The organism is Bacillus sp. FSL K6-1000 (genome assembly GCF_038630785.1).
Classification (GTDB): domain Bacteria; phylum Bacillota; class Bacilli; order Bacillales; family Bacillaceae; genus Bacillus; species Bacillus safensis.
This window is the reverse complement of record NZ_CP152042.1, coordinates 1,000,278-1,018,365: the sequence shown is the minus strand read 5'-3', so window position 1 is coordinate 1,018,365 and position 18,088 is coordinate 1,000,278. Positions and strand designations below refer to the sequence as shown.

The 18,088-nt window shown below is 40.7% G+C and carries 23 protein-coding genes; 11 read left to right on the top strand and 12 right to left on the bottom strand.

Annotated elements, in window-relative coordinates; translation table 11 throughout:
- Positions 1–223: 223 nt before the first annotated feature.
- Genes MHI46_RS05115 through MHI46_RS05105 form a run of 3 tightly spaced genes read right to left on the bottom strand, consistent with a single transcriptional unit; the run spans position 224 to position 2,938 of the window.
- Positions 224–931, bottom strand: coding sequence for an EcsC family protein (locus MHI46_RS05115; protein ID WP_099663106.1), 708 nt, complete (start codon positions 929–931; stop codon positions 224–226).
- Positions 932–984: 53 nt separating this feature from the next.
- On the bottom strand, positions 985–2,205 hold the full coding sequence (locus MHI46_RS05110; protein ID WP_039177593.1) for an ABC transporter permease: 1,221 nt from the start codon (positions 2,203–2,205) through the stop codon (positions 985–987).
- The gene (locus MHI46_RS05105) at positions 2,198–2,938 is read right to left on the bottom strand and encodes an ABC transporter ATP-binding protein (protein WP_047202605.1); all 741 of its coding nucleotides are present in this window, start codon (positions 2,936–2,938) and stop codon (positions 2,198–2,200) included. The genes MHI46_RS05110 and MHI46_RS05105 overlap by 8 nt, the downstream gene beginning before the upstream one ends.
- Positions 2,939–3,425: 487 nt before the next feature.
- Between MHI46_RS05105 and MHI46_RS05100 the strand changes: the two genes are divergently transcribed.
- The 3 genes from MHI46_RS05100 to MHI46_RS05090 all read left to right on the top strand — a co-directional run bounded on the left by MHI46_RS05100 (position 3,426) and on the right by MHI46_RS05090 (position 5,939).
- Positions 3,426–3,854, top strand: coding sequence for an HIT family protein (locus MHI46_RS05100; RefSeq protein ID WP_024425457.1), 429 nt, complete (start codon positions 3,426–3,428; stop codon positions 3,852–3,854).
- Positions 3,855–4,213: 359 nt separating this feature from the next.
- Complete coding sequence (serC, locus tag MHI46_RS05095) at positions 4,214–5,293, top strand: 3-phosphoserine/phosphohydroxythreonine transaminase (protein WP_058838797.1); 1,080 nt, start codon at positions 4,214–4,216, stop codon at positions 5,291–5,293.
- A 127-nt stretch (positions 5,294–5,420) separates the two neighbouring features.
- Positions 5,421–5,939, top strand: coding sequence for a tryptophan transporter (locus MHI46_RS05090; RefSeq protein WP_251181155.1), 519 nt, complete (start codon positions 5,421–5,423; stop codon positions 5,937–5,939).
- 49 nt (positions 5,940–5,988) lie between these two features.
- On the opposite strand, the gene MHI46_RS05085 is transcribed toward MHI46_RS05090, so the two are convergent.
- Positions 5,989–6,180: a hypothetical protein gene (locus MHI46_RS05085; RefSeq protein ID WP_024425454.1), complete on the bottom strand. Its 192-nt coding sequence runs from the start codon at positions 6,178–6,180 to the stop codon at positions 5,989–5,991.
- 128 nt (positions 6,181–6,308) lie between these two features.
- On the opposite strand from MHI46_RS05085, the gene MHI46_RS05080 reads away from it, so the two are divergent.
- Together MHI46_RS05080 and MHI46_RS05075 are read left to right on the top strand one after the other, a co-directional pair.
- A complete protein-coding gene (locus tag MHI46_RS05080; protein WP_024425453.1) occupies positions 6,309–6,665 on the top strand; it encodes a YtxH domain-containing protein in 357 nt (118 codons plus the stop codon).
- Positions 6,666–6,852: 187 nt separating this feature from the next.
- Complete coding sequence (locus MHI46_RS05075) at positions 6,853–7,473, top strand: HTH-type transcriptional regulator Hpr (protein ID WP_126682054.1); 621 nt, start codon at positions 6,853–6,855, stop codon at positions 7,471–7,473.
- Here the strand turns inward: MHI46_RS05075 and MHI46_RS05070 are convergent.
- Positions 7,451–7,795 (bottom strand): YhaI family protein, encoded by a 345-nt coding sequence (locus MHI46_RS05070; RefSeq protein ID WP_058838794.1) that lies wholly within the window; start codon positions 7,793–7,795, stop codon positions 7,451–7,453. The genes MHI46_RS05075 and MHI46_RS05070 overlap by 23 nt on opposite strands.
- A gap of 232 nt (positions 7,796–8,027) precedes the next feature.
- On the opposite strand from MHI46_RS05070, the gene MHI46_RS05065 reads away from it, so the two are divergent.
- Positions 8,028–8,549, top strand: coding sequence for a DUF3267 domain-containing protein (locus MHI46_RS05065; RefSeq protein ID WP_260775677.1), 522 nt, complete (start codon positions 8,028–8,030; stop codon positions 8,547–8,549).
- A gap of 82 nt (positions 8,550–8,631) precedes the next feature.
- Positions 8,632–8,817 (top strand): hypothetical protein, encoded by a 186-nt coding sequence (locus MHI46_RS05060; RefSeq protein WP_072368131.1) that lies wholly within the window; start codon positions 8,632–8,634, stop codon positions 8,815–8,817.
- Between the two features lie 51 nt (positions 8,818–8,868).
- Here the strand turns inward: MHI46_RS05060 and MHI46_RS05055 are convergent, their stop codons facing one another.
- Both MHI46_RS05055 and MHI46_RS05050 read right to left on the bottom strand, forming a co-directional pair.
- On the bottom strand, positions 8,869–8,958 hold the full coding sequence (locus MHI46_RS05055) for a YjcZ family sporulation protein (RefSeq protein WP_017360317.1): 90 nt from the start codon (positions 8,956–8,958) through the stop codon (positions 8,869–8,871).
- 145 nt (positions 8,959–9,103) lie between these two features.
- Complete coding sequence (locus tag MHI46_RS05050) at positions 9,104–9,190, bottom strand: YjcZ family sporulation protein (RefSeq protein ID WP_008361129.1); 87 nt, start codon at positions 9,188–9,190, stop codon at positions 9,104–9,106.
- A 161-nt stretch (positions 9,191–9,351) separates the two neighbouring features.
- Here MHI46_RS05050 and MHI46_RS05045 point away from each other — a divergent pair, with 161 nt between their 5' ends.
- Positions 9,352–10,230: a peptidylprolyl isomerase gene (locus MHI46_RS05045; protein ID WP_039177572.1), complete on the top strand. Its 879-nt coding sequence runs from the start codon at positions 9,352–9,354 to the stop codon at positions 10,228–10,230.
- A gap of 53 nt (positions 10,231–10,283) precedes the next feature.
- Here MHI46_RS05045 and MHI46_RS05040 read toward each other — a convergent pair whose 3' ends face one another.
- The 4 genes from MHI46_RS05040 to MHI46_RS05025 all read right to left on the bottom strand — a co-directional run bounded on the left by MHI46_RS05040 (position 10,284) and on the right by MHI46_RS05025 (position 15,658).
- Entirely contained in the window at positions 10,284–10,514 is a 231-nt protein-coding gene (locus MHI46_RS05040; RefSeq protein WP_039183045.1) for a sporulation YhaL family protein, read from the bottom strand.
- Between the two features lie 116 nt (positions 10,515–10,630).
- The gene (yhaM, locus tag MHI46_RS05035) at positions 10,631–11,578 is read right to left on the bottom strand and encodes a 3'-5' exoribonuclease YhaM (protein ID WP_024425447.1); all 948 of its coding nucleotides are present in this window, start codon (positions 11,576–11,578) and stop codon (positions 10,631–10,633) included.
- Between the two features lie 62 nt (positions 11,579–11,640).
- The gene (locus MHI46_RS05030) at positions 11,641–14,427 is read right to left on the bottom strand and encodes an AAA family ATPase (protein WP_260776075.1); all 2,787 of its coding nucleotides are present in this window, start codon (positions 14,425–14,427) and stop codon (positions 11,641–11,643) included.
- Positions 14,428–14,443: 16 nt separating this feature from the next.
- Complete coding sequence (locus MHI46_RS05025; protein ID WP_260775658.1) at positions 14,444–15,658, bottom strand: DNA repair exonuclease; 1,215 nt, start codon at positions 15,656–15,658, stop codon at positions 14,444–14,446.
- A gap of 171 nt (positions 15,659–15,829) precedes the next feature.
- Here MHI46_RS05025 and MHI46_RS05020 point away from each other — a divergent pair, with 171 nt between their 5' ends.
- On the top strand, positions 15,830–16,018 hold the full coding sequence (locus MHI46_RS05020) for a YhzD family protein (protein ID WP_039177563.1): 189 nt from the start codon (positions 15,830–15,832) through the stop codon (positions 16,016–16,018).
- Positions 16,019–16,241: 223 nt separating this feature from the next.
- Here the strand turns inward: MHI46_RS05020 and MHI46_RS05015 are convergent, their stop codons facing one another.
- Entirely contained in the window at positions 16,242–17,015 is a 774-nt protein-coding gene (locus tag MHI46_RS05015; protein WP_144491051.1) for an enoyl-CoA hydratase, read from the bottom strand.
- A 182-nt stretch (positions 17,016–17,197) separates the two neighbouring features.
- Between MHI46_RS05015 and MHI46_RS05010 the strand changes: the two genes are divergently transcribed.
- Together MHI46_RS05010 and MHI46_RS05005 are read left to right on the top strand one after the other, a co-directional pair.
- A complete protein-coding gene (locus MHI46_RS05010) occupies positions 17,198–17,524 on the top strand; it encodes a potassium:proton antiporter (RefSeq protein ID WP_260775657.1) in 327 nt (108 codons plus the stop codon).
- A gap of 65 nt (positions 17,525–17,589) precedes the next feature.
- Positions 17,590–18,087 carry a cation:proton antiporter regulatory subunit gene (locus MHI46_RS05005; protein ID WP_024425442.1) on the top strand — a complete coding sequence of 166 codons (498 nt, stop codon included), beginning with the start codon at positions 17,590–17,592 and terminating at the stop codon, positions 18,085–18,087.
- Position 18,088 lies beyond the last annotated feature (1 nt).

The window sequence follows — 18,088 nt, the reverse complement described above, 5'->3', positions numbered from 1 at the left end:
GCTGTCCTCAGCGGTTTCAGCGTGTAGACAAACCCTCGCATTCGGTTTCAGGTCTGCGCTCCGGTGCTCACGAATGTCCAATTCGCTCCGTTCCGCTGCTCGTCCTTCCTAGACTGCAAAGGTTTTTTCTATCACGCTGTGCTGAAAAGAAGACAAAGGGCTAAAATAAAAATTATTTTAGCCCTTTGTCAACAATCTGAAGCCCCTGTCCTCAGCGGCTTTTCTATTTCATATCTTTCAATATCCGTAAATGAAACACATGGCGTGCGACCTCTCCGAGCTGTCCTGTCAGCTGATGATTTGCCACGCCGCCAACAGCGGCTCCGACGACCGGCATTAATTGAAACAGCTTCACAAGATCAATGTAATCTCGATACTCCTGCTGAAAGCTGTACCAATCCATTTCCTCTCGGCTCGTTTCCCAATCATCTATGATCTTCATCATTTTTTGACGATGTGCACTGCTGGAAAAAGCGAGTTGAAATATACAGAGCAAAAAGAGTCTTTCTTCCTTTTGAGATAAATCAAAGCCGTAAATACACGCCAGCTCATAAAGGCATTTCATCTTTATGCTCAGCAGCAGCGGAAAGTCTGCCATTCCAAGGAATAAACCGCCTGCACCTGTTCCAATCCCTTCGACGGCAGCCGCCTTCTGGTAATACTTCACTTTATCCTTTGCCAGTTCATTTCGTTCTACAAGAGATAATTGTTCATCAATCACTGAAAATGAAGTGAAGTGTGATCCTGATACGGTGGATTCAACCATTGTTTTGACTGCACTTGTGATGACTTGATGAAACCTGGCAGGAATTCGGCGGTTCACCTGCTGCTGAACTCCTTTTGAAAACCGTTCGATCTTTGAAGGTTTTCTTAAAAAACGTGTTTGAAAAAGAATGGCTTCTTCATACAACTCCCGTTCAGCTGCATTCATCCGGTCCCCTCCTAGATGTCATCATACGCTCGCTGTAAAAAACATATCTCCACTTATCTCATCTTTTTTAACCTGCTTTGTACGTAAGGCTTAAAGAGGACAAGCACAAATGCTACAGAAATGAGAAGGGCAAGTCCGCTTCCCTGCCAGCCTCCTGCTGGAAGTACCGCACAGCTCAGCAATATCGATTGGATGATGAGCACATTACGGACGAGAACAAAAAAGCTTCGATCCTTTTCTTTTTGAGAAACTGGATAAAGTGCCTGTAATGAAAGATGAGCAAAGTGCTTCGTTAAAGGCACAAGCTGTACACCTGTGATAAATACTGTGAACAAGACAAGTAGCGCACCCACCCAGCCTGCTGCACCTGTATACAAAATAATCAGGACAAACACGGCCGTTAATCTAAACACCAGACCAAAATAGTCATTTGAGCGTACAAACGCCCTCACATACATATAAGAAAAAGTTTTACGCTGATCGTAAGGAACAAACTTCAACATCCAGTCCATGTATGCTCTTCTTTTCACCTGTTTCTTTAAGTGAGGCACATCGGTGAATAAGTTTGCCAAACGATAAAAGCGCTGCTTCCGTTTTAATTCATCAGAAATATGCAGTTCCCATTGAAAAGGCTGTTTTTTCACTGCATTTGTTAAGTAGACGAGATAGACACCGTAGATAAGATAAAAAACGATTGCAATCACATAGGCTGCCTGTAAGACGGTGTAGATCAACATCATATTTAATAGAAAACGAAGGGCTGCATCGAGCCATCTCACATGTTTTCCTTGAAAATAAGTCATTCTCCATTGAATGGCTGTATTCAAACCCTTTATCAAAATCATTTGCGCCAGTATCAGCACATACCCCGTGATGCCTCCTGAAGACACTGCCGAATAAAGCGGAAGTGCGACAATGGATACAGCAATGAGAGGAAATAGCTGAGAAATGAAGCTAAAGTTAAAAGCTTGTTTTAAGTAAGGCTCCATCTTCCCTTCTAAAGGAAGTAAAAACACGAGATCGGCTTCTTTAATTAACGTACGTACGTATGAGCTTGTAAGTACTAACGAGAAAACAACTGCCATCACCCAGTAGGATGGGAAGTGAGCCGGAATCTGTTTGAGCCAGCTGCTGTACCAGCTTGCTCCGCCTGCAAGGAAAAAAATGAGCACAATGACAAGATGATCGTTGAACATGTATTTTAAGTATTTTCTTGTTTCTTGTATGTGTTCCTCTAATCTTGATTTCCAAATAGTAAGCGTTGTTTTACTCATAGTTTTCTTCCTTTGTTAATTCCAAATAAAGATCATCGAGTGTCGCATCTCTCATATTGAACTGTTCTCTCAGCTCTGCCAGTGTTCCTTTCGCTCTGATTTCCCCTTCGTGCAAAATAATAAAGGAATCACAATAGCGCTCAGCTGTCGCTAAAATATGCGTTGACATCAGGACACTAGCGCCGCTTTTCTTCGCAGCATTCATCCGTTCAAGCAGTGCATTGATCGCAAGAGGATCAAGCCCTAAAAACGGTTCATCGATGATATACAGCTCTGGTTCCACAAGGAATGCACACATAATCATGACCTTCTGCTTCATTCCTTTTGAAAAATGAGCAGGGAACCATTTCAGCCGTTTCTCCATCCGAAATTCTTTCAGCAACGACGGCAGCCGTTCGTCTAATTGTTCCTTCGATAGACCGTAAGCCATCGCTGTCAGCTCTAAATGCTCTTTTAACGTTAATTCTTCATATAAAACAGGTGTCTCAGGAATAAATGTAAATTGTGAACGATACGCCTCTTGGTCGTCTTGAAGGGTTCGTCCATTCAATTCAATGACACCTTTATGCGGTTTCATAAGCCCGATAATATGGCGGATGGTTGTACTTTTTCCCGCCCCGTTTAAACCAATGAGACCAACGATTTGATTTCTTTCTAATTCAAATGAAATATTTTTTAGAACGGGATTCTTCGTATATCCACCCGTTACATCTTTTACAGTGAGAAGGGACATGAATTCGTTCCTTTCTTTCTTTTTTCCTTTATAGTAACAAAAACGAATGATAATTTGAAATGTTTACCTATAGACGAGTCATGAATAAAAAATAGGCGCTATGGTCATCATAATGTATGTAGAAGAAATGAACTTGATGACCAATAAGTAAATGAGGTGTTTGTTAAAGGCAAAGAACCGCATGACAAGTTGGTTTTTCATCTAAAAACCTTAGCTTCTGTTTTGCTTCACTGATTCTTGATTTTTGTGTCCTATACAATATGTATACGACAAACCAAAACGTCAAATGAGGTGTTTACGGCAGAAATAGCAGGCATATGAATTCTTTATTTCAGTAAATAGAGAATTCAAAAGGCATATCGAATGAAAGCATCAGCATTTCTTCTGCAGGAGCAGGATGAGCGACCAAAGGAGTTCGCTTGTCCTGTTTTCTTTTTTGCTTCTTTTTGTGATACGATAAAGGAAAAATAATGAGGAGTGACATGGCGTGAGCGACTGCATTTTTTGCAAGATCATTGATGGAGACATTCCATGTGCAAAAGTATATGAAGACGAGCATGTATTGGCTTTTCTTGATATCAGCCAAGTAACAAAAGGACATACCCTTGTAATCCCGAAAATACATAAAGAAAATATCTATGAGATGACACCAGAAGTGTCTAACCACTACTTCCAAGCGATTCCGAAAATTGCAAGGGCGATCAAACAGGAATTTGAACCAATCGGGTTAAACCTCCTGAACAACAACGGTGAAAAAGCTGGTCAATCGGTGTTCCATTACCATATGCATATCATTCCGCGCTACGGCAAAGGTGATGGCTTTGGTGCCGTATGGAAATCACATCAAGATCAATACACGTCAGAGGATTTAAAAGACATTTCTTCTGCCATCCACACGCGGCTTACCTCATCTTAACAGATGAGGTTCAGCATGTAGACAAACCCTCGCATTCGGTGTCAGGTCTGCGCGCCGGTACTCACGAATGTCAAATTCGCTCCGTTCCGGTGCTCATCCTTCCTAGGGCTGCAAAGGTTTTCTATCACGCTGAAAAGAAGACAAAGGGCTAAAATCAAGATCATTTTAGCCCTTTGTCAACAATCTGTACCTCATCTTAACAGATGAGGTTTTTCTTATTTTTGCCCCTTTTCATCGCTTTCACCTCTTAATAGTAAGATATTTTGAACGATTCAAATTTTTTGTCCAAATGCTTCAAATTTGTGATAGGATGGTTTTATCTTTTGATCCATTAACGCGAGAAATAGGGAGAGATTGTGATGAAGCGAACGACAAATTTTAATGCTGGTCCGGCGGCACTGCCGCTAGAAGTGCTTCAAAAAGCACAGGAAGAACTTGTTGATTTTAAACAAACTGGGATGTCTGTGATGGAGCTTTCTCATCGCAGCGGTGAATATGAAGAAGTCCACAATAAAGCAAAAGCGCTTTTGGTGGAACTGATGGACATTCCAGAAGATTATGAAGTCCTCTTTTTACAAGGCGGAGCTAGTCTTCAATTTGCGATGATTCCTATGAACTTCTTACATGAAGGCGAAACAGCTCATTTCATTCAAACAGGCGCATGGTCAGAAAAAGCATTGTCAGAAGCAAAAGGGTTTGGTCAGACATCTGTCTTTGCTTCAAGTGAAGATGACAACTACTCATATATTCCAGAAGTAGATGCTTCCGGTTTAACAGATGGTGCTTACTTACACATCACATCGAACAATACGATCTTCGGCACTCAGTGGAAAACGTTCCCGAACACGTCACTCCCGCTCATTGCGGATATGTCCAGTGATATTCTCAGTAAAAAAATAGACGTTTCTTCATTTGATTTCATCTATGCCGGGGCACAAAAAAACCTAGGTCCATCAGGTATCACGATTGTGATTGCGCGCAAACGTTTATTAGAGAAAGAGAAAAGCAGCACACCAAAAATATTAAAATATTCGACACACGCAAAAGCTAACTCTCTTTATCACACACCACCGACTTTTGCGATTTATATGCTGTCGCTTGTCCTTGAGCATGTTAAACAAGCTGGCGGTGTAGAAGCAGCGGAAAAACGCAATGAACAAAAAGCAGGCATTCTCTACGATACAATTGATCAGAGCGGCGGTTTTTATCAAGGACATGCGCGTGCTGACAGCCGTTCGCATATGAATGTCACCTTTACTCTTCGTGATGATGCACTTACTTCTTCCTTTGTGGAAAAAGCAAAGCAAGAGCAAATGGTTGGACTTGCCGGCCACCGTTCTGTCGGTGGATGCAGAGCATCTATTTACAATGCGGTCTCAATTGAAGACTGCCAAAAGCTTGCGGACTTTATGAAAAAGTTCCAGCAAGAAAATGAGTAAAAAGGCTTTTCTATAGGGAAATAAATTTGTTATAATAACGAGAAATATAAAGTCATGACTCTTGCAATAAATGATGAGCCATATTATTGGAGAGTCCTATAAGAGCTTAGCAGAGGAGAGCATAGAAATGAAAACAAAAGAATTAGTGATTATGTCATTGCTTGCAGCAATGGGAGCTGTTTTGCATACGATTTTCCCGCCCATCTTTTTCGGAATGAAACCTGATATGATGCTGGTCATGATGTTTTTAAGCATCATCCTTTTCCCAAAGGTTCAGCATGTCGTCGTGATTGCGCTAGTGACTGGTGTCATTTCTGCATTAACAACGGGATTCCCAGGCGGACAAATTCCGAATATGATTGATAAACCAGTGACAGCCTTTATCTTCCTAGCCCTTTTCTTATCTTGCTCGAAGATAAAGAACAAAGTCGTGCTGACCGCTGTGTTAACTGCGATTGGAACCATCGTATCCGGCGTGATTTTCTTATCTGCCGCTTTACTGATCACTGGACTGCCAGCTGCATTACCGGCACTTCTTGTGGGCGTCGTCCTGCCAGCAGCCGTGATTAATACCATCTCTATGGTATTTGTCTTCCCAATTGCTCAGTCCATTCTGAGACGTGCAAGAATGATAGAAGTTGCTTAACGAATAACCGAACCTCTTCATGATAGATGAAGAGGTTTTTTTCATGCTTTTATAAAAGAAAAAGGGTCAGCAGCAAAATGAGGAGCGAAATCCCTGCACCTGCCGCACACACAAGTGCTTTTTGCTTTAAGACATGTTTTGGCGGATAAGACCCTGCATACCCAAGCTGTCTTGCATAATGAATAGAACCACCTGTAAAAACGATGACGATACACATAAAAACGAACAGAAAGACAGACAACCTTCTCCCCTCCCTTTTCTTCAAAAGTATGCTAAAATAAAGCAAGCTATGTATGGAAGTTCAATGAAGCTGATCGTCAGCTCAGAGAGAACATGCGAATGTGTAAAATTTGACTAGAGGTGATTTGAATGGCTAGTGGACGTTCTTTATTAACAGGATTATTTGTAGGCGGTCTCCTCGGAGGTGCGGCAGTGCTCCTGACGACTCCCTCTTCTGGCAGAGATGTGCGCGGAAAAGTGAAAGACGGCTATGACAAATTCGAAGATACGCTGACAAAATTAAAAAGAGATGGACAAGCTTTAAAAGAGCAAATTGTGGAAACAGCAAAAGAAAGCGCAGAGGTGATTAAAGAAGTCGGATCTGAATTGCAAACATCGATTCAGCAATGGCGCGAAGAAATCAAACCTCATCAGCAGGACTTACAAAAGGAAATTCAGGAAATTGAGGAAAAGCTCAAACAACTGGAGAAAACCTTACAAAACTAATATACTCACAAAAAAATATTCGTTTACAAAAGTGTGCGGGGTGCGTATCCCGCACTTTTTTTGTTGAAAAAAGGTTATTTTGTCAATGTTTTTCATGACTTTTAAAAATTCTTGAATTTTCAGCTTTATTAATCTTTATTTTATTGGCATAATAGAATTACAAGAAAAAGAGAAGTAGGTGAAATGGATGAATCATTCGGAACAGCCTTTCGATGTAAAAGAAGCACTTTTATTCAGTCAAAGAATGGCCCAATTGAGCAAAGCTCTTTGGAAATCCATTGAAAAGGACTGGCAGCAGTGGATCAAACCGTATAACCTAAATATCAATGAACATCATATTTTGTGGATTGCGTATCAATTAAAAGGAGCTTCAATATCAGAAATTGCAAAGTTTGGCGTCATGCATGTATCAACGGCGTTTAACTTCTCCAAGAAACTGGAGGAACGAGGATTTTTAAAATTTTCTAAAAAGTTAAACGATAAACGCAATACGTATATTGAACTAACGCCAAAAGGCGAAGAGACATTCCATAAACTACTCGAAGATTATGACCCGGCTCGAACTGGTATTGTCAAAGGCGCACAGCCGCTTCATGACATTTACGGAAAGTTCCCTGAGATTTTAGAAATGATGTGTATCATCCGAAACATTTATGGTGAGGATTTCATGGAGATTTTTGAGAAATCGTTTTCAAACATTGAGAAGGACTTTTTGAATGAGCGAGGAAAAGTCACGAAAAAGACTGAGGAACTTGAAAACTCAGCTGAGGCAGCAGAAAAAGCGGCTAACACAAATCAAATTGTTTAATGATCTTTATAAATTCATTCATTAGCGGCTGAAAGAGCCCCTGATCATGCAAAGCAAATATGGTCTCATGAACATCCAGCTTTTCAATTAACTGTCCCGCAAAGAGCGCAAGGAGATCGTCAAACATGACGTAGCCTTGTGCTTTTTGTTTATCCATTTCCTCTGAAAGCTCAGCACAAATACGCTCAATTTCCTCTGCCTCTTCTTTCGATACACGCTGCCTGATCAATAACGCATAATATGGATAACGGCTCATATCGGTTGCCGTCAATAAAAGTTCCATATAATATTCAAGCTGGCTCATTCGTTCCTCAATACTCATGTACGTTCCCTCTTTCTCTTAGTCCTTCTATTTTAGCCGAAATTACTCATTGACGAAAGAGACGAACCTCCCCCTTCTGTTCTTTTTTCTTGAAAAATCCAAAGTTTCCTCTCTTTATTCCATTTGAAGGCAGCATTTTATTTTTTTTCATCAAAACCATTGATTTTTATCCTCAGGAAGAGTAAATTATCTTGAGATATTCAATTCGATTTTTAGATTGGAAGGATGAAAAATGAATTGTTGGAAGACCATTAATCTTGAAAAGGATTATGGTTATACGAGAATGATGATTTCTGCCATAAGTCTTGCTGTCCTTTTTTTCATTATGGCATTTTTATGTTTTCAATTGACTCATCCTGAAACGAGGCTAAGCAGCCATAACGCACCGCTTTTTGCCGTGCTTTTACCTGTGACATTGCTTGTCCACCGTGTGGTTCACTTGATCCCAGTGATGAAAAATAAGAAAAAAATGACGCTATTTATGAAACGAAATTGCTGGCAGCGCGTGCCTAAAAAAGTGATGCTTTTTTCACTTCTCAGCCCGTTTTGTGTCATCTCACCGGTTTACTTTGTATTAGGCGTGGCGTTTCCTATGTATGCACACTATTTTATCATCATCGCAAGTATACATGCAGGCTATTGTTTGCCTGACTTTTTATTTGCATGGAAGCTGCTCAAAGCACCTAAATCCTGCATCATCGATCAAGCTCAAGACGAGTTTGATATTTTAGTTGACCAAACTTCCTCATCATGAGGTTTTTAAAGCCAACTTCTATCTTTTTCATAAAAAATTTGGTAATGTAGTATGGGAATAGCATAGAGAGGGGGGATCTCCGATAGTTTTATTTTACTTCATCGTCTTTGCCGCGTTTATTGTGTATTCAATAAACAGGCTTACTAATACATTATGCCTTGTCAGAGAGATTCCTGAAGAACGGCAAGATAAGGTGTTTCGCTTTATCAATGTATCGATACTGATCTTACTTATCTCATCATTTGTTGAAATTACCATTTCCATTTAAGATCAAAGCAAAAGCTGCCAATTTGAGGGCAGCTTTTTGTGTATATTTTAATTAGCAAATCCAAGATGCACCGATGATGATCAATAAGATGAATAATACGACGACTAGTGCAAAACCGCCAGCAAAGACTTCTCCTCCCATGTAAAAACACCTCCTGCCAGTTCTTCCTCTGTTCTAAGCTCAGTGTATGCAGAAAAATAAAAAGCGTTTAGGCACCTGTCATCGTTTGAAAAAAGAACCGCCCTCACGCACGGCAGGACGGCTCCCTTCTGTCACAGCGATTTAATTAGTAAAGATATGCTGCACCAACGATGATCAGCAAAATGAATAGCACGACCAATAAAGCAAACCCATTAGAATATCCTGCTCCCATATAATTCAGCCTCCTTTTTGTGATCACTATATGTGTATGTCGCGCGCAATTTTTTGACTAGACGAATGCCCTTCCATTTGCATTTCTTTTTACAGCATGTCACAATATGTTATGATACAAGCAATGATAAATAAATTGGAAAGATTAGGAGTGTTTTTTGAATGAAAAAAATGGCTTTAGCAGCTGTAACAGCAGTAAGTGTTTTAACTCTTGGCGCATGCAGTAGCGGTGATAAAGATGTAATCGCAACAACAAAATCAGGAGATGTCACAAAAGGTGAACTTTATACAACTCTTAAGAAACAAGCAGGTGGAGATGCTCTAAACCTACTTGTTCAACAAAAGGTTCTTGCTGACAAATACAAAGTATCAGATAAAGAAATCGATAAGAAATTGGAAGAATATAAAAAGACACTTGGTGAAGATCGTTTAAAACAGCTTCAAGATGAATTCGGTAAAGATTACATCAAAGATCAAGTGAAATATGAGCTGCTGACTCAAAAGGCTGCCAAAGCTAACATCAAAATCACTGATAAAGAAGTCAAAGCGTATTACGATGACCTTAAAGGGAAAATCCGTGCAAGCCATATTTTAGTAGCTGATAAGAAAACAGCTGACGAAGTGGAAAAGAAATTAGATAAAGGTGAAAAATGGGATGCCCTTGTCTCTGAATATTCAACTGATACTGCTTCAGCTGCACAAGGCGGCGATGTAGGCTGGTTCGCAAAAGAAGGCCAAATGGACGAGAACTTCAGTAAGGCTGCTTTCAAACTAAAAGTAAATGAAATCAGCAAGCCAGTAAAATCCCAATTCGGCTATCATATCATTAAAAAGACCGAAGAACGCGGTAAATATGATGACATGAAAGCGGACTTGAAAAAAGAACTGCTTGACCAAAAACAGGCAGACACAAATGAAATCCAAAACATCTTAAACAAATTAGTAAAAGATGCTGATGTGAAAGTAAAAGATAAAGAGCTTGAAAAAACGTTCAAAGAAAAATCTGAACAGCCTGCACAAAATCAGCAGACTCAACAGTAATCACAAAAAACCCCTCTGCCATCATCGTGCAGAGGGGTTTTTGTATGACTATATTAAGCAATTGAATGATCTTCTTGTGCCGCAGTATCCTGTGATCTTTTCACCTGCTGATCCTGACGTCTGCGCTCTCTTTCCTGTTCCATTCGCTCGATAAAAATTTCTCCTTCCTTTTCAATAAAGGATTGATCAATTTCTTGCTCCTCTTTGGCTGTTGTCATTAATTTATACGCACAGAAAATAATGCCGATGATACAGGCATACACCCACCACGGAAAAAACAACATTTTTTCATCGCCTCCTTTTCTTAAGGACATTCCTCTCTTCCTTTGTGTTACATGCTTATGCGAAAAGAAGACAAGTTATGAAAAAAACGCCCGCATAAACGGACGTTTTGACATGATTATTCGTGATGGAAGGTTGGTTTATAAAACGAACGATTCTCAAGTGCAAAAATACGTTCTGTATATTCTCCTGGTTTCACATGCTCAAGCGCACGATCCATCATGTTCATTTTCGCATCTAAATTATCAATATAGTGGAGAATTTCAGCCTCTTTCACCATTGGTGGTTTCGGGCTGCCCCACTCTCCTTTTCCATGATGACTTAGGACTAAGTGCTGTAAAATGAGAATTTCTTCTGAATCAATACTAAGCTCTTCCGCCGCTTTCGCAATTTCTGTCACCATGATGGAAATGTGGCCAATTAAATTCCCTTCCACTGTATATGTGGTAGAGACTGGACCTGAAAGCTCTTTTACTTTCCCTAAATCATGAAGAATGATGCCTGAATATAAAAGATCTCGATCTAGTGATGGATATAGATCAACAATGGATTTTGCTAAATGCAGCATGGACACGACGTGGTAGGCGAGTCCAGAGACAAATTCATGATGATTTTTTGTCGCTGCTGGATAATCAGCAAATTCCTGTCCATATTTCTTCAGCAAATGCCTTGTAACACGCTGAATATTAGGGTTTTTCATATCAAAGATATATTGCATAATCGTATCCATCATATCGTGTTTTGGAATAGGAGCTGTTTCGAGAAAGTCATCAATTCGAATTTGCTCATTTTCAGCAACAGGGCGTATATTCCTAAGCTTCAGCTGATTCCTCCCGCGATAATGATGAATGTCGCCTACTACCTTCACGATGGTTTGCGGGCCATAGGTGATTTCATCATTCTGCTTTGCATCCCATAGTTTCGCCTCAATATCTCCACTTTGATCTTGAAGAATGAGCGTTAAAAATGGTTTGCCATTACTTGCAATCCCTTTAGTAGATGATTTAATTAATAAATGCAGGTCAACTTGTTCGCCGACATCATAGGTCATGATCCCTTTAGCCATTCAATAAAAGCTCCTTCCATGTTTCTGCTCATATAAGTATAACATAAGTCATTATTTGTCAATCATTCAACTGCTAAACTCGTAATCTGTCCATCTTCTGCTGCCTGCGCCATATGCTGATGACAGGTAAAATAAAACAGCTGTGTTTCAAAACGCGTGAGTTCATTTATCAACTCCAGCACTCTTCCTAGACGAACATGATCAAAATGAACGAAGCTGTCATCCATCATAAACGGAAGCTGACATTCCTGCTGATGCGACAAGGCGAGTGCAAAACGAATCGCCAGATAGACTTGTTCACATGTTGCCTGTGAGAGCTCTTCTGGGCGGAATATTCGTCCATCCAGCCTTTTCACGATCAGCCGGTCATCCTCGGGTGAAAATAAAATGGCTTCATATCGATCATTCGTTAACGGCTGAATAAAGTTTGAAGCTGTTTGCAGCAATGCTGGCAGCCTTGTTTCTTTATGCTCATTCAATTTTTCTCGAATGACGGAGCGGACAAGCTGAATCGCCGCCCATTTTTTCGCAAGGTGCTTTGCATGCTCCTGCTCAGCTGCAAGCTGATGAGTCAAATCAGAAACTGTACCAGAAGCTTCTATTTGCCGGATTTCCACTGCTCGTTCTGCTAAGCGTTTTTCCATATTAGCCGCATTCGATTGTACGTTATTCAGGTGCTGCTTCGCTTCTGCACACTCTTCTTCAAGAAGACGCAATCCTTTGCGAACAATCGATTCTTCCTCATCAAAGCAGACGCTTCTATGCAGCTCTTGATTCAGCTGCTGCAAATGGGAAAGCCGTTCCCGATATTCTTTTGATAAATGAGAAAGGATTTGGTAATCTTTTTTGGACTCTGCTTCTACTTGACGAAAAAGCGCGTCCATTTGTTTTTCGTAATAGTCAATTTCCCCTTCTATCGTCGTGATCTGCTGTTTCACATGTTGAATCGAAACATCCAATGTCTGACGTTCTTTTTCTCTTTTCGCCTCATCTTTCAATATCTCTTGAAAGGCCAAGATATTCTCTTGAATGGTGCCTTCCTTTCGTTGAAGAAGACTGCTTAACGCTTCCACCCTATGCTCATAATTGGATTGCTGGCCTAAAAGCTCGTCTATTTCCCGGCTAAGCTCCTCATATCCCGCTGTATCCGTTTTTAATTGCTTCAGAATAAGAAAGGCTTCTACTAGGAAAGAAAGCTCTGAGGACAAGCCCAGCTGTCTTTTCTTTTCCTCTACTTGCTGCTGGACAGGTTCCAGCTCCTTCTCCCAGTCTTCATATTGCCGGATAATCCTTTCGTACAAAAGCTCCTTCTGCCTCACAAGCGTTTCAGCTGAAGCTGCCTGCACTTGGAAGGAATCGAATGTTCCCACGCCGCTTCCCTGTTTCACCTGTGCCGATTTCAAAAATGGGTAAATAGCAAAGAAGACAAAAACAGAAAAACCTGCAAATAAGAAAGTAACCCACCACTCTGTTAAAAAGAAAAGGACAAGCAGAAATGCAGCATCAAACATCACCATCACAGGAAATAACCACGCCCGGGAATGAACCTGTTTCTCTTTTGTTCTTGTTTCCCCAGTTTCCACTGTACTGTGCGATTTGGCCTGCTGTTCCTTTAATCCTTTTAAAGCGGTTTCCGCTTCTTCCAGCTCATGTCTTGCATGATCAAACCGGTCATCCAGCTGTGCCTTTCTGTCCATTAAACGAACATATTGGCTGACAGCCTCCTTTAATTCCCACTCAAATTCAAGGGAGTCGTCGATCTGATCGAGCTTGACTGAACGCTGCCACTTCAGCTTCGCTGCGGCTTCGTCCATTTTTTGCTTCAATGAATCACGTTCTGCTTTACATTCTGCTAAGCGATTTTTGACACGTTCAGCATGAGGAGATTCATCAACGACACGCTTCATCTCCAGTAACGTATCCTTGTCATGAAGCGGTTGAACTTGTGCCAACGTGGTTTGCAAATGATCTAATTTTTGCTTTAGTGCAGTCATTTGAGCCTTTTTCGGGTGAAGGTGTGATTCTAACTTATCCAATTCATGCTCTGTTTCTGATCTAAAGCGTTTGACTCGTTCTGGATAACGGGCTAATTCTTTTTTTAACTCCAGCTTCTTCTCTATCATGGGATAAAGTTGAATGTGTTCAGTTAGCTGCTGTATCTGTTCTTCTGTCTTCTTCATTTCCTTTTGAAGCGCTGCGATCGTCTCTATGAATTCAGAATGCTCCCGTTTCTTTTCTGTATAACGGCCTTCTGCCAATCTAGCTTGTTTCAGCTGGCCAGTCAGCTCTTTTAAACGATCAAGCTGCTGGTTTAATTCTGGCTTGCGTCCATTTGGTTTAAACAGCTGCTCCTGCTGCTTAAGCAGCCTGCTATCCATCTTGGAGGCCGCATCTGAGCCAAATAAACTTGAGAAAAGCAGAAATTCACCAATTTGATCTTCGTTTAAGGCTTGGACATTTTGCAGTCCAAACACATCAAATGAGTAGATTGATTGGAATAATCTGCGATCCGTTCCCTTTAAAAGAGTCCGCAGGAATGCTTCGTCTTTCACTTCACCATTCGGTAAAAACACCTGTGCTTGACCGCCTCGATCGGACGATCTCTCAATGTGAATGACACCTAACTCTTCATCTAAGCAAGTGAGGGAGCCGCCATAGAAAGAACCTTGTTTCGACTTGTACATCTTGTTTTTTGAAAAACCAAATAACATCGACTCAATAAACGCCTTCAATGTCGTTTTCCCCGATTCATTCAGGCCGTAAACTAGCTGAAAACCGTCATCAGAAAAGTGAAAGGTTCGATTTGAAAATTTCCCGAAATTCGCTATATGGAGTGAACGTATTTTCATCATACCTCTCCTTTTCTCATAATTGCTTCAGCTGTTCCGTCAGCAGCCTTTGTGCTTCTTCTTTTATATCCACTTCATCCTCTTTTGTGAGCGCTTTTCCTGACTTTCTGTAGGTTGGGTGACGCTTGATCGGTGAAAGCAGCTCTTCATATGACTCAAACTGTGCAATTTCTGTAGTGAGTTCCTTCAAAAAAGAATCCTCTGGATAGATCACATCCTCATTTGTTCGGCAGTCAATTGACATCACCCAAACGAACACGTCTTCATCTTCCTCCTGCTCATGAAAAACAGTCATCAGCTCTTCGATGACCTCAAGCTGTGTATGCTCAAAGTAAGAAGGCGCATCACCTATCAATTCAATTCTCACAAAATGAGGAATGCCTTCCTCTTTCAGCTTATTGATTTTGCCTTCCACAAGTGTGACAAGGTCCGTCATATGAGCCGTTTCTGTGATGTCTATTGCCAGTGTCTCAAAGATGATATCTGCACAGCTGATAAAATCCGCTGTGTGAGAATCTTCAGAGAGGTGAATCAAGTAACAGCCTTTTTCTCCCGTTTCTTTTATATGTCTGCCCTGCACATTACCAGGATAAATAATATATGGATCTTCATGCAGAAGGGCTCTTTTATGTATATGTCCGAGCGCCCAATAATCAAAATCTTGCGAAAGGAGCTGCTGAAGCTGAAATGGGGCGTAGGCATCATGGCCTTCTTGTCCGGCTAATGTACCGTGAAGCATTGCAATGTGATAGGCAGCATCTGTCGTTTTGACATAATGAGATGTCATATTTTCATAGACAGCCCGCTCTTTGTAGCTAAACCCATATATGCTTGCGACTAGCTGATCCCCTCGATAATAGGAGTGCTCACTTGGTGTACTGCTCGAAAAGACATGTACATTCTCGGGCCACTCAATCGGTGTCCATTCACCGCCTAAATGATCATGATTGCCATAAATAATAAAGACTTCAATCCCATGTGTTTGCAGTCTTAAAAACTGGTTTCTTAAAAAGAGCTGTGCTTTCAGGCTGCGATTTGATTCATCAAATAAATCTCCGCTCAGCAGCACAAAGTCTACTTCTCGCGCAACGGCAAGATCAAACATGTTCTTAGCACTTTGAAATGTACTTTCTTTGAGCCGCTTAAATATAGAATTAGGTATAGTCGACATTCCTGCAAATGGACTGTCTAAATGTAAATCTGCGGCATGAATAAAGGTGAGCTTAGTCAAACGTCTATCTCCTTGTCCGATACTGTCATTGTCCATATTTTATCATGCCATTTTTACGAATGCACGTTCTATCACTCTCATTCTACAAAACACATTTTTAAGGGCTAAAAAAGAGGTTTTGTCTTATTCCATGTTTAATTACATTAAAAACAGAGGAAAGGAAGATGAGGAATGGAGAAGACATACTTTTTAACCGTATTTGATCGGTCGGGTGAGACTTTATTAAATGAAAAAATCACAGCGGATAGTGACGAGAAAGCAAAGGAATTAGGACGTCATCGCTTAATGGAACAGCAATACACAAAGCATTCTCATCGACTCGTTGATCCAGCAGGTAAGCTGCTTTTATTTGAACGTTAAAAAGCCGGCTTTCGCCGGCCCAGATTGTTGACAAAGGGCTAAAATGATTTTGATTTTAGCCCTTTGTCTTCTTTTCAGCGTGATAGAAAACCTTTGCAGTCTAGGAAGGACGGCTACCTTTGCGGAGCGAATTTGACATTCGTGAGCACCGAAGCGCAGACCTGCGGGCGAATGCGAGGGTTTGTCTACACGCTGAGCCGGCTTTCGCCAGACTTATGTTCATCTATGCTTTTTGAAAGACAGGTCGTCTTTTTTCTAAAAAGGCCTGTATACCTTCCTTGTGATCATGACTTTTTCTCAGTCTTGCCTGTGCTGCTCTCTCTTTTTGAAGAACTGCTAAGAGCTTTGATTCTGACTGCTGGAAATAGATCATCTTTGTTTCGATAAAGGCTTGAAGCGGCATGTTCATAAACGGTTTCACACACACTTTTTGGTACGCATCGACCTCTTCTTGGAACAGCCCGTCTGCAAGGTTCAGCTTTAACGCTTCTTCAGCCGGCAGCTTTTGTCCGCTCCAAATCAATTGTTTGGCGGTTTGCTCACTGACTCTTTTTGTGAGGAAAAAATGCCCCCCGCCATCTGGAATTAATCCTACCCCATTAAAATTCATGGCAAGTTTTGCATCGTGATGCATAAACAAGTAGTCACAGCTTAGGGCAAAGCTAAAAGCGAGGCCTGCTGCTGACCCGTGGACAAGAGCAATCGTCACTTTTTTCATACTAGCTAGTGAAAGTGTAATTCCCTCGATCAAATCCATCACACGATGGAAATCTTCTTCACTTTCCTGCTTAAGCATCATCCCAATATCTCCGCCTGCTGAAAATCCTTTTCCTTCTCCCTTGATGACAACGACTTTAGCACTGCTTTCCTCCGCTGCATCACATGCTTCTTTGAATTCAGCAAACATGTCCACATGAAACGAATTATAAGCTTCAGGCCTATTGAAAACGATTTCAAAAACATCCCCGTCTAACTGACAATTGATATATGTCATCATCCATCCCCCTTTTCATTTAAAAGCTCATAACTTACTTCCATTTCCATCAAGTAAAACCTTTTTCTCTAAACAAAAAATTTCAAGATCAATTGATACCAAAAATAAGCATAATCATTGAAACAAGAAATATATTTTTATATAGTAAAATAAGAAAGAAAATAAATTTGAAAGGAGGAGGATGATTGATCAGATGTTCCATCATGATATTGGTTAGCTTCATCGTCATGTTTTCTCCTTTTTCAAATGTCGTTTTTGCGTCACAAGCAGAAGCGAGCACACCTAGCCTGATTTCTCCATCCATCTATGATGAAGAAATTAATGCTGTGAAGACACCTTCATTTTCAAAAAAACATGCTTCATCCATTCTGCTGAAGGACAGATTATCAATGGCGGATGCCAAGACTTTTCTGCCAAAGCCTGCCCCATCAGCTGCATTATCCTTTGATCTATGTTTTTTGGAAATGAAGTGCGCGATCCCCGTTATGTATCAATCTAATTACCTCTACTGATTCATTTTATTTCATCCGTATTTACTATTAGAAAAAACACAGCCTATCAAATTCGGAGGGATAAAATGAACATTAAAGAAAATGATCTTCCTGGGATCGGAAAGAAATTTGAAATTGAAACGAGAAATAGAGAAAAGATGACGATTGTGATTCATGATGATGGCAGACGGGAAATTTATCGTTTTGACGATGATGATCCAGATGAAGTCCTGTCTACCATTTCACTCGATGATGCTGAATCCCGGCAAATCGCTGCTATTATCGGCGGTATGGTGTATAAACCGCAGGCACTAGAAACCATTGAAATGGCATTCAATGACTTGATCATTGAATGGTTTAAGGTGGAAAAAGGTGCAAAAGCGGTGGGACATACACTCGGTGATTTAGATGTGAGACAAAATTATGAAGTCACCGTGATTGCGATCATTAAACATACAAATGAAAAATTACTCAACCCTGGTGCCGATTCGATTATTCAAGCAAATGATACGATGGTCATTTCGGGCGAAAGAAAACACTTGAAGCGATTGGTACGTGATTTTCTTTCTAGAGGGGGAGAGTGAT

Coding starts and splice junctions, on each gene's coding strand:
- MHI46_RS05115 (WP_099663106.1), bottom strand. CDS start 931: ATGAATGCAGCTGAACGGGAGTTGTATGAAGAAGCCATTCTTTTTCAA.
- MHI46_RS05110 (WP_039177593.1), bottom strand. CDS start 2,205: ATGAGTAAAACAACGCTTACTATTTGGAAATCAAGATTAGAGGAACAC.
- MHI46_RS05105 (WP_047202605.1), bottom strand. CDS start 2,938: ATGTCCCTTCTCACTGTAAAAGATGTAACGGGTGGATATACGAAGAAT.
- serC (WP_058838797.1), top strand. CDS start 4,214: ATGAAGCGAACGACAAATTTTAATGCTGGTCCGGCGGCACTGCCGCTA.
- MHI46_RS05090 (WP_251181155.1), top strand. CDS start 5,421: ATGAAAACAAAAGAATTAGTGATTATGTCATTGCTTGCAGCAATGGGA.
- MHI46_RS05080 (WP_024425453.1), top strand. CDS start 6,309: ATGGCTAGTGGACGTTCTTTATTAACAGGATTATTTGTAGGCGGTCTC.
- MHI46_RS05075 (WP_126682054.1), top strand. CDS start 6,853: ATGAATCATTCGGAACAGCCTTTCGATGTAAAAGAAGCACTTTTATTC.
- MHI46_RS05070 (WP_058838794.1), bottom strand. CDS start 7,795: ATGAGTATTGAGGAACGAATGAGCCAGCTTGAATATTATATGGAACTT.
- MHI46_RS05065 (WP_260775677.1), top strand. CDS start 8,028: ATGAATTGTTGGAAGACCATTAATCTTGAAAAGGATTATGGTTATACG.
- MHI46_RS05055 (WP_017360317.1), bottom strand. CDS start 8,958: ATGGGAGGAGAAGTCTTTGCTGGCGGTTTTGCACTAGTCGTCGTATTA.
- MHI46_RS05050 (WP_008361129.1), bottom strand. CDS start 9,190: ATGGGAGCAGGATATTCTAATGGGTTTGCTTTATTGGTCGTGCTATTC.
- MHI46_RS05045 (WP_039177572.1), top strand. CDS start 9,352: ATGAAAAAAATGGCTTTAGCAGCTGTAACAGCAGTAAGTGTTTTAACT.
- MHI46_RS05040 (WP_039183045.1), bottom strand. CDS start 10,514: ATGTTGTTTTTTCCGTGGTGGGTGTATGCCTGTATCATCGGCATTATT.
- yhaM (WP_024425447.1), bottom strand. CDS start 11,578: ATGGCTAAAGGGATCATGACCTATGATGTCGGCGAACAAGTTGACCTG.
- MHI46_RS05030 (WP_260776075.1), bottom strand. CDS start 14,427: ATGAAAATACGTTCACTCCATATAGCGAATTTCGGGAAATTTTCAAAT.
- MHI46_RS05020 (WP_039177563.1), top strand. CDS start 15,830: ATGGAGAAGACATACTTTTTAACCGTATTTGATCGGTCGGGTGAGACT.
- MHI46_RS05015 (WP_144491051.1), bottom strand. CDS start 17,015: ATGATGACATATATCAATTGTCAGTTAGACGGGGATGTTTTTGAAATC.
- MHI46_RS05005 (WP_024425442.1), top strand. CDS start 17,590: ATGAACATTAAAGAAAATGATCTTCCTGGGATCGGAAAGAAATTTGAA.